Annotated in this window: 10 protein-coding genes and 1 pseudogene; 4 read left to right on the top strand and 7 right to left on the bottom strand. The window is 70.2% G+C overall.

Annotation, left to right across the window (positions count from 1 at the left end):
• Nucleotides 1-468: 468 nt before the first annotated feature.
• The 3 genes from IE142_RS08510 to IE142_RS08500 all read left to right on the top strand — a co-directional run bounded on the left by IE142_RS08510 (nucleotide 469) and on the right by IE142_RS08500 (nucleotide 3,155).
• Nucleotides 469-891, top strand: a complete 423-nt coding sequence (locus tag IE142_RS08510; protein ID WP_191885119.1) for an ATP-binding protein — start codon at nucleotides 469-471, stop codon at nucleotides 889-891.
• Nucleotides 892-1,088: 197 nt separating this feature from the next.
• Complete coding sequence (locus IE142_RS08505) at nucleotides 1,089-1,586, top strand: hemerythrin domain-containing protein (protein WP_191885118.1); 498 nt, start codon at nucleotides 1,089-1,091, stop codon at nucleotides 1,584-1,586.
• Nucleotides 1,587-1,892: 306 nt separating this feature from the next.
• The gene (locus IE142_RS08500) at nucleotides 1,893-3,155 is read left to right on the top strand and encodes a phospholipase D-like domain-containing protein (RefSeq protein ID WP_191885117.1); all 1,263 of its coding nucleotides are present in this window, start codon (nucleotides 1,893-1,895) and stop codon (nucleotides 3,153-3,155) included.
• Between the two features lie 135 nt (nucleotides 3,156-3,290).
• Here IE142_RS08500 and IE142_RS08495 read toward each other — a convergent pair whose 3' ends face one another.
• The 3 genes from IE142_RS08495 to IE142_RS08485 form a co-directional block, all read right to left on the bottom strand.
• Nucleotides 3,291-3,980: a hemerythrin domain-containing protein gene (locus IE142_RS08495; protein ID WP_191885116.1), complete on the bottom strand. Its 690-nt coding sequence runs from the start codon at nucleotides 3,978-3,980 to the stop codon at nucleotides 3,291-3,293.
• Between the two features lie 235 nt (nucleotides 3,981-4,215).
• Nucleotides 4,216-6,528, bottom strand: coding sequence for an FdhF/YdeP family oxidoreductase (locus tag IE142_RS08490; RefSeq protein WP_191885115.1), 2,313 nt, complete (start codon nucleotides 6,526-6,528; stop codon nucleotides 4,216-4,218).
• A gap of 36 nt (nucleotides 6,529-6,564) precedes the next feature.
• Nucleotides 6,565-7,185 (bottom strand): SRPBCC family protein, encoded by a 621-nt coding sequence (locus IE142_RS08485; protein WP_191885114.1) that lies wholly within the window; start codon nucleotides 7,183-7,185, stop codon nucleotides 6,565-6,567.
• Nucleotides 7,186-7,541: 356 nt separating this feature from the next.
• Between IE142_RS08485 and IE142_RS08480 the strand changes: the two are divergent.
• Nucleotides 7,542-8,357, top strand: a pseudogene (locus tag IE142_RS08480) (hypothetical protein).
• Here the strand turns inward: IE142_RS08480 and IE142_RS08475 are convergent.
• The 4 genes from IE142_RS08475 to IE142_RS08460 form a co-directional block, all read right to left on the bottom strand.
• Nucleotides 8,272-9,165: a class I SAM-dependent methyltransferase gene (locus IE142_RS08475; protein WP_229830293.1), complete on the bottom strand. Its 894-nt coding sequence runs from the start codon at nucleotides 9,163-9,165 to the stop codon at nucleotides 8,272-8,274. The pseudogene IE142_RS08480 and the gene IE142_RS08475 overlap by 86 nt on opposite strands.
• A gap of 804 nt (nucleotides 9,166-9,969) precedes the next feature.
• Entirely contained in the window at nucleotides 9,970-10,266 is a 297-nt protein-coding gene (locus IE142_RS37340; protein ID WP_268252955.1) for an SDR family oxidoreductase, read from the bottom strand.
• Entirely contained in the window at nucleotides 10,263-10,772 is a 510-nt protein-coding gene (locus IE142_RS37335; protein ID WP_268252954.1) for an SDR family NAD(P)-dependent oxidoreductase, read from the bottom strand. The genes IE142_RS37340 and IE142_RS37335 overlap by 4 nt, the downstream gene beginning before the upstream one ends.
• Nucleotides 10,773-10,894: 122 nt before the next feature.
• Nucleotides 10,895-12,004 carry a YncE family protein gene (locus tag IE142_RS08460; protein WP_229830291.1) on the bottom strand — a complete coding sequence of 370 codons (1,110 nt, stop codon included), beginning with the start codon at nucleotides 12,002-12,004 and terminating at the stop codon, nucleotides 10,895-10,897.
• Nucleotides 12,005-12,331: the final 327 nt, after the last annotated feature.

Here is a 12,331-nt window from a genome sequence, read left to right as displayed (position 1 = left end):
GCAGACGCAGTTCGATCAGCGTTCATCCCTTCGGGTACCCGAGTCGTTCACGGCGGCGGACCAGTGATCGCGGGCCGCTCCCCCCGTCCTCGGTACCGAGCCGGATGGGCGAAGCCCGGCCGGGGCAGTCGGAGAACCTCTGTAGGTCGGTCGGTGGTGATGTGCGGCCAGAGCATCGCCGATACCCCTGGCCGAAGGCGGGACCGTGCGCCACGAAGGAGATGTCGCCCGGCAGCGCACCTCGGCGGAGGCCGACGCCCCCGTCTCCGCACCCCGCCCATGCACCGACGCGTGGGGCCCTGCACCGGCCATGCCGCCGTCGAACGGGGGAAGGAGTGGCGGCAGGACCCGGTACGAAGGCGTGGCAGCCGTCTGTGCTTTCCGAGGTCAGCCCTTCAAGGGTGGTCGGGGTGTCAAGCCTGCCCATCGGGGTGATGACGAGGCGAGCGCGGGCAGGGAGGGATCACAGTGGACGAGTCGTCAGTGCGGGCGGTGGGCTGGGCGCGCTCGCTGCCCATGAAGACCGAGCCGAAGGCGGCACGCGACTGGGCACGCAGGCATCTGGAGGCTCTCGGCTGGACGGACAGCGTCTCGCGGACGGTGGATGACGTCCTGCTGACCGTCTCCGAACTGGTCACCAACGCTCACATCCACGCCCACTCCACCGCCCGTCTCGTCATGGTTTGGGATGGTCGGTGCCTGCACATCACCGTGCACGACGACAGCGTCGCCCCGCCCAGGCCCCGCGAGCCCAGCGGCGACCGCATCGGCGGACGCGGCATGTTTCTCGTCGACGCCCTGGCCGATGCGTGGGAGGTGCGTCCGTGTCCTCACGGCAAGTCGGTGACCGCCTGCTTCAGTCCGCCGGCCACCTCGTCCGACTCCGACTGACGCGGGCGTCGGCGGTGAGCGAGCACCGCGCCGAGAACCGTCGGTCGTCAGCGGTACCCGCCTGTCACCGTTGCCTTGCCCCGGAAGCCACACCGTGCACGCGGACAGCGAATGAGAACCAGCCGCCGAGCCTCATCCACGGAACCGCGGGTATCCGCGAGACCGGATCACCGTCACACGCAGCAAGGAGAGACCCTGTGCCGTCCACCGATGTCGTCGAGCTCATCCTGCAGGACCACCGCCGCATGGAGGAACTCTTCCGCACCATGCGCAACGTCGAAGCGGACCGCGCCGCGGCCCTGGAGGAGTTCGCGGACTTGCTCATCGCGCACGCCTCGGCAGAGGAGGACGAGGTCTACCCCGCCCTGCGTCGGTACAAGAACGTCGAGGGCGAGGATGTCGACCACAGCGTCCACGAGCACCACGAAGCCAATGAAGCGCTGCTGGCACTGCTGGAGGTGGAGGACACCGCTTCCGACAAGTGGGAGGACAGGCTCGAAGAGCTGGTCACGGCGGTCAACCACCACGCGGACGAGGAGGAACGCACACTTCTCAACGATGCCCGGGAGAACGTCACCGATGACCGCCGCAGTGAACTGGGGCAGAAGTTCCAGAAGGCGCGCGCGCAGTATCTGGAGTCCGGCTGCGGCAGTGTCGAGAACGTGCGCAAGCTGGTCACCGCCGCCGACGACTGACCCACGCTTCGCCGAGAGCACGGTAGTGATCAACCACGTGGTCAGTGACCGGTGACGTCCGTAGTGCAGGCCTGGTACTGCGGTGACTCCTCGCGCCACGAGGCGTGACATTTAGCAGGTGGAGGAGGTCGCAAACCGCCGACTGCGACCTCCTCCACCTGCTCGTGACCGCTCGCACGGTGCGGGCCGGCCGCGCCATGTCCCCGGCGAACGGCTACCGTGCCGTACGTCGTCGGCCGCGGCCCAGCCATCGGGCGCCCGTCGCTGAAGTCGCCGTGCACGACGGCGGCCCGAGCCGGTGACGGAATGTCCCGGCAGGTGCTTCCGCCTCTCGGCGGGCCCGGAAGGAGCACAGTGACCGACACCCAGCACATACCGGATACCGTGGAGGGCACGCCCGGTGGAGGGGCCTTCGGTGAGCGGGCCGTACGGATACGGCGCCGGCTGGAGCGTCTGATCGGCATCGCGGCCACCGAAGGGAACGCGCTGGTCGCCCTCCGCAACGGCGACGAGATCTTCCCGGCCATGCTCGACACCATCCGCTCCGCCGAGCACACGGTCGACATGATGACCTTCGTCTACTGGAAAGGTGCCATAGCCCGCGAATTCGCGCATGCACTGGCACAACGGGCCCGGGACGGGGTCAGGGTGCGACTGCTGCTGGACGGCTTCGGCAGCCGGCTGATCGACAAGGACCTGCTGGATGAGATGGACCGGGCAGGCGTACAGGTGGCCTGGTTCCGCAAGCCGCTGTACCTCTCGCCCCTCAAGCAGAATCACCGCTGCCACCGCAAGGTGCTCGTCGTGGACGAGCAGGTGGCTTTCACCGGGGGCGTCGGCATCGCCGAGGAGTGGTGCGGGGACGCCCGCAATCCGCGCGAGTGGCGGGACACCCACGTGCAGGTGCGCGGGCCGGCCGTGGACGGCATCGCGGCCGCGTTCGCGCAGAACTGGGCCGAGTGCCACGACGAGCTCTTCGACGACCGCGACCGGTTCACCGGCCACCACCCGCAGGGCGATGCCGTGGTGCAGGTGGTGCGCGGCTCGGCCAGTTTCGGCTGGCAGGACATGCAGACCCTGATCCGGGTAATGATCGAGTCGGCCGAGGAACGCTTTCGGCTGGCCACCGCCTACTTCTCCCCGGACGCCTACTTCGTCGAGCTGCTGTGTGCCGCCGCACGGCGAGGCGTCGAGGTGGAGATCCTGTTGCCCGGACCGCACACCGACAAGCGGGTCTGCCAGCTGGCCGGGCAGCACCATTACGAGACCCTGCTCGCGTGTGGTGTGAAACTCCACCAGTACCAGCCGACAATGATGCACACCAAGGTCATCACCGTGGACCGCACGGCCGCTCTCGTCGGCTCGACCAACTTCAACCGGCGCTCTCTCGCCCATGACGAGGAAGTCATGCTCGCCGTCCTGGACGAGGAGTTCACCGCGACCCTCGACGCCCACTTCGACGCCGACACGGCGGCGAGCCGATCCATGCAGGCCGGCCGTTGGAGAAAACGCTCCCTCCTCCAACGCACCCGCGAGTATGCTGTCCAGCCCATTCGCCGCTACCTGTGACGAGCCACCGGCAGAACGGACACGACGACCGCGGTCGGCGGGGCTTACGCAGGGCGGTCCGTCCGCGGGTGCATCGTCGCGGGGTCGGCTCCCGGCTCTCGGCCGGGTCCGACCGCGGCCGCCTGTCCGCCGTTGTCAGGTGTCGCCGCGCCCCGGACGACGGGTGGCACGGACCACGCGGATGATGACGGCCGCAGCCCCGGCGGCGCCCACGGCCACCAAGAAGGCCCGGCGGGCGGCGGGGCCGCTGACCGGCGCGACGTCACGCAGCCGGTCGAATGCGCTGAGGGGGACACCTCGCAGAGCGTTGCCCGGCGGGCGACGTGGGACGCCGGGGTGGGGGCGGGTCGGAGCGGTCGCCCGCACCGTCTCCCACGCCACGCCGATCCGCCGCAACCGGCGATCGCTGAACGCGTCCCGAAGATGAGGCAGCAGCTCGTCCTCCTCGTCTCTGATGTCCTGGCGGATGAGGGTGAACGCCTGCTGGATCCACGAGGTACGCCGGGGGTCGTCGGGTGACTTCTCGACCCGCGCGATCAGTTCGTTGATCGCCTGGTGCTCGTCCTCCACGCGAGCGGTGAGCTCCTCGCCGTGGGGAGCCACACGGCGCAGGACGGGCCACAGGACCGTCTCCTCCGCGAAGGCGTGGCTGAACACCAGTTGGACGATGTCCTGCCACAGGACGTCGAGCTCTTCGTCCGCACCGCCGGCCAGCCAGCGGTTCATCATCGTGTCGAGCCGGGCGTGGTCCCTGCGCTGGCGCATCAGGATACTGCCGCTGCCTCCCAGCGCTGCGGAATCGAGGCGGGTGATCGAGACGGTCATGGTCGCTCCTGACTTCAGGTAACGCCTGGGTACCCGGAGGTGCCTTCCCCAGTGCCGAGTTCGGCCGATCCGCGGAGTCGGGATCCCCGTCGAAGGCGTCCGGACCGAGTGGCTTGGACCCTGTCGTGCAACGGGGGGCTGGGGCCGCTCGGCTCGGCGAAGCTCGGCGGCCGGCCCGGAGCACACGACGGGGCCCGCCGCCGTCGCGGGCCCCCTTGGGGCCGTACCGCGCAGGTCAGGCGGGTGAGGGGTGCGTCCGATCGAGGACGGGTTCGAGGCGGACGACGATGCCCTTCGACGTGGGCTGATTGCTGACGTCCGCAACGCTGTCCAGCGGTACCAGGACGTTGGTCTCGGGATAGTAGGCGGCGGCTGAGCCCTTGGCAGCCGGGTAGGAGACGACCTGGAAGTTCTCGGCCCGGCGCTCGGTGCCGTCCGACCACACACTCACCAGATCGACGTGATCACCCTGGGCGAGGCCGAGTGCGCTGATGTCGGCCGGGTTGACGAGTACGACGCGGCGGCTGCCGTGGATGCCGCGGTAGCGGTCGTTGTCGGTGTAGGGGACGGTGTTCCACTGGTCGTGCGAGCGCAGTGTCTGCAGCAGCAGATGGCCCTCGGGCGCCCGGGGGACCACGCTCTCGTTGCGAGTGAACAGGGCCTTGCCGACCTTGTTGTTGAAGACGCCCTCGTTGACCGGGTTGGGCAGCAGGAAGCCCCCGGGCCGGGTCACGCGTGCGTTGAAGTCGTGGAAGCCCGGCACGATGCGGGAGATGCGGTCGCGGATGGTGTTGTAATCGCCTTCGAACTTCTCCCAGGGGATGCCCGCCTTGTCGCCCAGGGTGTGCCGGGCGAGCCGGCACAGAATCGCGATCTCGCTGAGGAGCATCGGGGAGGCCGGTTCGAGGCGGCCCCGGGAGGTGTGCACCTCGCTCATGGAGTTCTCGACGGTGACGAACTGCTCGCCGTCGGCCTGGACGTCGCGTTCGGTGCGTCCCAGGGTCGGCAGGATCAGCGCGGTGTCACCGCAGACGGTGTGCGAGCGGTTGAGCTTGGTGGAGATGTGGGCGGTCAGCCGGCACGAGCGCATCGCCTCCTCGGTGACGTCGCTGTCGGGAGCGGCCCGGACGAAGTTGCCGGCCAGGGCGAGGAAGACCCTGACGCGGCCCTCGCGCATCGCCTTGATCGAGTCCACCGAGTCCAGGCCGTGGGCACGCGGCGGGTCGAAGCCGAACTCTGTCTGCAGGGCGTCGAGGAAGGTGTCCGGCATCTGCTCCCAGATGCCCATGGTGCGGTCACCCTGGACGTTGCTGTGGCCGCGCACCGGGCAGGCGCCGGTGCCGGCGCGTCCCAGGTTGCCGCGGAGCATCAGGAAGTTGACGATCTCCCGGACGGTGGGCACGCCGTGCTTGTGCTGGGTGATGCCCATCGCCCAGCAGACGATGACGCGCTTGCTCTCGAGGACCTCGTCGCGTACCTTCTCGATCTCCTCACGGGTCAGTCCGGTCGCTGTGCACACGTCGTCCCAGTGCACCCTGCGGGCGTGCTGGGCGAACTCCTCGAAGCCGGTGGTGTGGGCGTCGATGAAGTCGTGGTCCAGGACGGTGCCGGGCCGGGCGTCCTCGGCCTCCAGCAGCAGGCGGTTGAGGGCCTGGAACAGGGCGAGGTCGCCGCCGGGCTTGATGTGCAGGAAGCGGTCGGCGATCTGGGTGCCGCGTCCGACGATCCCGCGCGGCTGCTGCGGGTTCTTGAAGCGCCGCAGCCCGGCCTCCGGAAGCGGGTTCACGGCCACGATCCGGGCGCCGCCCCGCTTGGCCTCCTCCAGCGCGCTGAGCTGGCGCGGGTGGTTGCTGCCCGGGTTCTGCCCGACCAGGAAGATCAGATCGGCGTGGTGGAGGTCGTCGAGGCTGACGGTGCCCTTGCCGGTCCCCAGGGTCTCGCTCAAGGCGAAGCCGCTGGATTCGTGGCACATGTTGCTGCAGTCGGGCAGGTTGTTGGTGCCGAAGGAGCGGGCGAAGAGCTGGAGGACGAAGGCGGCCTCGTTGCTGGCGCGACCCGAGGTGTAGAACACGGCCTCGTCGGGCGAGGCCAGCGAATTGAGCTCGCCCGCGAGGACTCCCAGGGCGTCGTTCCAAGTGATGGGCTCGTAGTGCGCGGAGCCCGGCCGTTTGATCATCGGTTCGGTCAGCCGGCCCTGCTGGTTGAGCCACATGTCGGAGCGGCCGGCGAGGTCGGCGACGCTGTGCTCGCGGAAGAAGCCGGCGGTCACCCGCCGCGTGGTGGCCTCGTCGTTGATGTGCTTGGCACCGTTCTCACAGTACTCATTGCGGTGGCGCCGGCCCGGCGCCGGGTCCGCCCACGCGCAGCCGGGACAGTCGATTCCGCCCACCTGGTTCATGGTCAGCAGGTCCACCCCGGTCCTGCGCGGGGACGTCTGCTCCAAGGAGTACTCCAGCGCGTGCACGACCGCGGGGACTCCGGCCGCCCACTTCTTCGGCGGTGTCACGGAGAGGCTGGTCTCCGACTCCTCACCGGGCGGGTTCTGCATGTGCTCGCCTTTCTCTCGCCGTGTCCGGCCCTCCGGTCAGCCGACGGGCCACTGGGCCACCCGGCTCCTGGGCGGTTCCGGTCGATCGTGTTGCACCCGGCCGTTGCGGATGGTGCCGCGCCAGGCGCCGCCCTCTTGCCCCAGCCCCTCCATGAACTCCTTGAACCTCATGAGCTCGCCGTGCACCAGTCGGGTGGTCAGCCGGGCGGCCCAGGACGAACGGGTGAGGATTTTCGCGGCTCCTCGCGGTTCCAGACGCATCCGGACGGTGATCGCGGTGCCGGCGAACCCCGTCGGCCTGAACTCGACCTCGCCCCGGTGCCACGGCCGCTGCTCCAGGCCGCGCCAGGCCAGGTAGGCGTCGGGGTCCTGCTCCAGAATCTCGACCGCGAAGCGGCGGTGCAGGCGTCCGTAGCCGATGGTCCAGGCGGTCACGGTGGGCCGGACCTGCTCGACGTCGCGGACCACGGCCGAGAACCGCGGGAAGGACTTGAACTGCGTCCACTGGTTGTACGCCGTCCGTACCGGCACCGCCACCTCGACCGTCTGGTCGACGTGCCGCTCGCGCAGCGGACGACGGCGCGTGCCCCCGTCACCGCCGGTGCGCGTCCCCGGTGTCCTCGGTGCGGCCCGAAGACCGTCTTTCTGCTGCGCCATCGTGGTCTTCCTTCCGCTGAGGGAACCATGCGTCCGGCCACCCGACGTCGCCCTCGTGCGTCAGGGCTTCCCTCCCGGTTCCCACATCCGGCATTTTGAGTCGTCCTCGGTGCCGCTGTGCCCTCGTGCGCGTCGACCTCCCGTGCTCCGCCGCTCGCTGTGCGCCGCAGGGCGTAGAACAGCGTGGTCGGCGCCGCCGGCAGGAACACCTCGCACAGGGCGAGCGCGACCAGCACCGCGTTGTAGCCCATGGTGCCGTCGGCGATCCGCTCGGCCACCAACTCGAGGCCTCAGCGGGTTCGCGTGGCGAAGTGTGGGCCTCCGGCCAATCCGACAGCAAGGGAGCGTTTCCTTCGATGACGAAGCCCGCACGCCCCGAGCGCAGTGATGTCGAATCCGCCTCGGCCATGGTTGTCTCCCCGTTCGGACCACGTCTCATCTAGGCGGTGTTCAGGGACGTGGCCCCGATGCCTGTCTCCCGGTCGGCCGCGTGGGCCGCCGCGTCGGTGACGCGGACGGTGCTGATGGAGATCATCGACGGCGCGAGGAGGGTGGCGGCCGAGGCCCGGAAGAAGCTGAATTCCGGGGACCTTCTCTCGGCGATCGACCGGAACGTCGAGCTCGAGGTGGGGAGCAAGTGGTACGACCACAGCCCGACGTTCCGAGGCATGACCGGTGTCCTGTACGACGCAGACGGTGCCGTCGTGCCTCCACGCAAGCGCAGCAGGTCGCGGAAACCGAGTGCGGTGGTCGGCGCCCACGGGTTCGAAGCCGGGGTCAAGAAGCTGTTGTGGGGACAGGGCGTTACGGCCGTCCCGGCGACGGTCCGCGACCTGGACGGCATTGCGAGCGTGTTCCTCACGGACCTCGCCCATGACGCGGCGATGGTCGTCCGAGAGGGCGGCATCGAACGTTTCGGTACGGTCGCACCGGTGATGCCGGGTGAGCCGGCCGCATCCTCGTTCAACAAGCAGTTCTTCGGGAGCCTGCCCGTCCGCAGGAAGGGCGGGTGGACCATCGGCACGGATCACATCCTGGCCGCCACCACGATGCAGCTGCTCGGCGGCGACCTCCGGCGAAGAGCCCTCACCGAAGCACGCGAGGCGACCGGTCCTCGGCCGCTTCCTGCCGCGGTCGGTCGGATGCGGCCTGGTCCCTCCGGCGGGCGGTGAGCAGCAGGTACTCCCAGTCGAGGGCCCCGTCCCGCAGCGCGCCGCGCGCCAGGTCGGTGAGGGCCGTGTCCAGGGCGGCGGCGCGCTCGGTGTCGTCGCCGATGTTCCGGTAGACGGCGATGATCGGTCCGTAAGCGGCCTTGAAGAAGTCACGGAATTCCGCCGGATCGCTGAACGCGTCCACGCGAATCGACCGTCGGCGTGAGACGACGTCGGTGACCCGGTCGCCGAGCAGCGCCCGTACGTGCTCCTCCTTCCCCCACAGCGGCGGCGGTTGCGATCCCGGGGGAGGGGGTGGCGCATACGGCTTGAGGGTGGCGAACATGCGACCGATGAACCCTTCGGGAGTCCAACTCAGCAGCCCGACCGTGCCACCGGCCCGGCAGACCCGTACCAGTTCGTCTGCGGCGGTCTGATGGTGCGGGGCGAACATGACGCCGATGCAGGACATCACAGTGTCGAAGGCGGCGTCCTCGAACGGCAGCGCCTCGGCATCGGCCTCCTGCCAACTCAGTACCGCTCCGCGCGCCTCCGCCTCCCTGCGCCCCACGGCCAGCAGTTCGGGAGTGAGGTCCGAGGCGACCACATCGCCGCCGGCCAGCGCGGCCGGGATCGAGGCGTTCCCGGATCCGGCGGCGACGTCCAGCACCCGGTCCCCCTCCTTCACGGCGCACGCGTCCACCAGGACGGGGCCGAGGCCCGCCACGACACGCGTCGCGAGTGCCGGGTAGTCGCCGAGCGCCCACATCGTCCGGAGCTTGGCCTTGAGCGCGAGGTCTGCCTCGCGGGTGTCCGCTGTTCCCGTCATGACGTGCTCTTCCTTCATCCGTACGGCTTGTCGGTCACTGCAGATCGGGGCCGCGCTGCACGCCGGACGGGCCCAGATGATCAAGCCCGAGACAGCGATCACGACGATGGACCGGACCGGGGAGCAGGGCAGCGGGAGAAAGTGCGCGATGATCACCGGACCGGCGATCGCGATGCCGGTGAAGCGCGCCCTGGGGTCCTGCGACGGCGAGCTGGTTCGCCGCGGCCCGCGGCGCGCACCGGCCGCCCGCCCGGGACGCTGACCACCAGCCGAGCGGCGTCGGCGGCCTGTCCAGCGGCCAGGCGGGCGGCGGAGAGGGCGACGACCGCCTGGCTGTCGGCCCAGGGTGACGCCACGGCCGCGGGAACCAGGTGCTCGGGGCGGCCTTGCCAGAGCTTCCCGGCGGCCGTGGCGGTCTGCTGGGCCCCTTTGGACCTGCGGGGAGCCGGGCGGCGAGCGTTCCCGGCAGCGTGCAGCTCAGCCGGGCCGTGGCGGGACCGGCAGAGCCGTCGTCCTCGCCCAGCCGCTCACGCGCCCGCCGCAGTCGAGGCACGCCCCGCTCGTCGTCGCGGCAGGGAAGCGCGAGCCGCGCGCGCAGGAAGGGGGCCTCAGAAGGACTGGTGGACGGGACGGCCGGATCCGGGGTGTATGGGTAGTTGTCGGCCACGGCGCTCACCACCCTGTCCGGAGGCTCGTCACGGGCAGCGCTGTCTCCAGCATCCCAGCCTTCGCACGCCCGTGCGCGGCGCACGGCCGTACTTCCTTCGGGCAAGGGACTCCGCAAGGGGACGGCTGGAGTCCTCGTCAGCGGCGGGCTGCGGCGCGCAGGGCGAGTTCGGCCTGTTCGAGGGCGGTCACCGGGCCGTCGTCGTCGAGACCGGGCACGCAGACGACCTCCCCGGCCTCGAGTGCGGCCAGCGAAGCGTCGATCACCTCGCCGACCGGAGCCCCGCCCTCCTCGTGCACCGTCGGCTCCCGACCCGGGACGGGTTCCTGGCCGCGTGAGCGGTGGAATTCGGTGGCCGTCAGGCCCGGGCACAGGACCTGGATGCGCAGGGGAGTGCCGGCCAGCTCGGCGGCGAGGGTACGGGTGAAGGTCACGACGAACCCCTTGCTGCCGCCGTACACCGCGCGCTCGGGCAGCGGACCCGGTGGCAGAGCGCCGGCGAACGCCAGCTGTGAGGCCACGTTGAGAGAGTGCCGTGGCCGCGGGAAAGCATGGCCGGCGCCGCCGCGCGCGCCAGCACCGTGACGGCCAGCACGTTGACGTCGAGCACCTTGCGCAGCAGGCGCGGGTCGAGTTCGGCGAACGGTCCGTAGCCGTTGATCCCCGCGTTGTTGAGCAGAAAACCGATGTCCTCTCCCGCTGCACGTTCGGCGACCCGGGCAAGATCTTCGGAGTCCGACAGGTCCGCCACGAGCGTCTCCACCGTCGTGGCCCCCTCCGCGCGCAGGTGGTGGGCGAGGTCGTCGAGGCGGTCCGCTCTCCTGGCAACGAGCACGATGTTCCATCCCCGCTTCGCCAGCCGTCGCGCGTACGCCGCGCCGATGCCCGAGGAAGCACCCGTCACCAGGGCCGTGCGGGCCGTACCCATTCCCGTGCTCACGGCCTCGTCACCTCCTTCGCGCCGGGGCCACGACGTGGCGCCCGCGAGCGAGTACCCGCGTCGCTGCACGGAGCACCCCTCCGTGCCGGTCGTCGGGACGGCGGCGGGGCGCGGAACCTGCGTCAACCGGTCCGCGCCCCGCCGGGCCGCGAAGTGCCGGACGACGTGTAGACGTCTCCCGCGCTGGCGCTCGGTCGACGGCGCCCTGTCTGCACGCCCGCCGGAAGGAGAACCGAGCAGTCCGGTTCCAGACCGGTACCGAAGCCGCCGACGACGGTGAACCGGTCCATGTCGATCACGGCGACCTCGTTGGTGCCCAGCTGCGACACGTAGGCCGTGGGCCGGTCGGGATGGAAGGAGACGGCGGCCGGGACGCCTTTCAGGTGCAGGCTGCGGATCCGGCGCAGTGCCGTGCTGTAGAGGGTGAGGGTGCTGGAGACGATGTCCGCCACCAGCAACCGGTCGTCGTCGACGGTGTACACCCGCAGCGGGTCCCCGCCCACCTTCCGGGTCCGCACCACCTTCATGGTCCGCGCGTCGATGGCGACCAGGGAGGAACTCTTGCGGACTCCGACGAAGAGGATCTTCTCGTCCGGACTCAGACAACTGCTCTCGGGCAGCTGACCGGGAGTCACCACGAGGGGAGGGGCGGAGGCGTCGTGGGGGCGCACGAGGCTGACCGTGTGTGACAACAGCCCCGTTACATATGCCCGTTCACCGTTCCGGCTGAGGGTGAACAGGTGCGTCTTGATGCCGTGTGCCGGAACCGCCCTGGTCGGCGCCTCATCTGTGGCGGGCGTGTCGAAGCCGAGCAGCACGGCCTTTTCCTCGCTCAGGGCGTAGAGCCTGTCCCGCTCGTCGATACCCATTCCGTGGATGCGGTTGAACGGCCGGGTGTCGATGGTGCGGGCCAGGCTTCGTGCGGCGAGGTCGATGACGAAGACCGAGGCCCCGCCCTCACCGACGGTCGAGGACATGCGCACGCCGTAGTGCCCGACGTACGCGAACCGCTTGCGGGAGTCGACGACCATCTCGTGGGGGTGGTCGGGCAGCGGGACGGTCTGCATCCGTCGGCCCGATCCGGCGTCGTAGAACCCCACCGCGTGACCGCTCTTCTCCACCACCACCAACACGTCCGTGCCGGCGGTGCCGGGTAGGGCGGAGGCTGTTGTGGGCAGCCCGGACGTCAACGCTCCTGCCCCGGCTGCCGTGATCACTGTTCGGCGCGTCACCACAGTTGCTCTCCTCGGTCTCTCGCCTGTCCGTCTTCCTGCGCGAGGTGATGCGCCTGCCTCGCGTCCACCGACGAGACTGATGCGTGCGGGTCGTGCCGGGCAACCGGCTCGCCCGGCCCGGCAAGGCTGCTTCGCCGGTGCCGGCGGGTTTCGTTCCGCTCGCGCCGGGCGCGACGTGCCTCCGGAGCCGCACCGTGCCGTCCCCGTCGACGTGCCGTCCCTCGGTACGGCGGCCGTCGTCCTCCACCTGCGCTCATCCAGCGCGGGGGGCACGGCTGGGCGACCGGACCGAGCAAGCCGCTGACCAGAAGGCGACGGCAACCC

The organism is Streptomyces mutabilis (genome assembly GCF_014649815.1).
GTDB lineage: Bacteria > Actinomycetota > Actinomycetes > Streptomycetales > Streptomycetaceae > Streptomyces > Streptomyces mutabilis.
The sequence above is the reverse complement of the archived record's forward strand: the minus strand, read 5'-3'. Positions and strand labels throughout refer to the sequence as shown.

Bases quoted from the DNA above. Each gene is read 5' to 3' on its own strand.
- IE142_RS08490 (WP_191885115.1), bottom strand. From the start codon at position 6,528: ATGCAGAACCCGCCCGGTGAGGAGTCGGAGACCAGCCTCTCCGTGACA.
- IE142_RS08475 (WP_229830293.1), bottom strand. From the start codon at position 9,165: ATGACGGGAACAGCGGACACCCGCGAGGCAGACCTCGCGCTCAAGGCC.
- IE142_RS08500 (WP_191885117.1), top strand. From the start codon at position 1,893: ATGTCCCGGCAGGTGCTTCCGCCTCTCGGCGGGCCCGGAAGGAGCACA.
- IE142_RS08485 (WP_191885114.1), bottom strand. From the start codon at position 7,185: ATGGCGCAGCAGAAAGACGGTCTTCGGGCCGCACCGAGGACACCGGGG.
- IE142_RS08495 (WP_191885116.1), bottom strand. From the start codon at position 3,980: ATGACCGTCTCGATCACCCGCCTCGATTCCGCAGCGCTGGGAGGCAGC.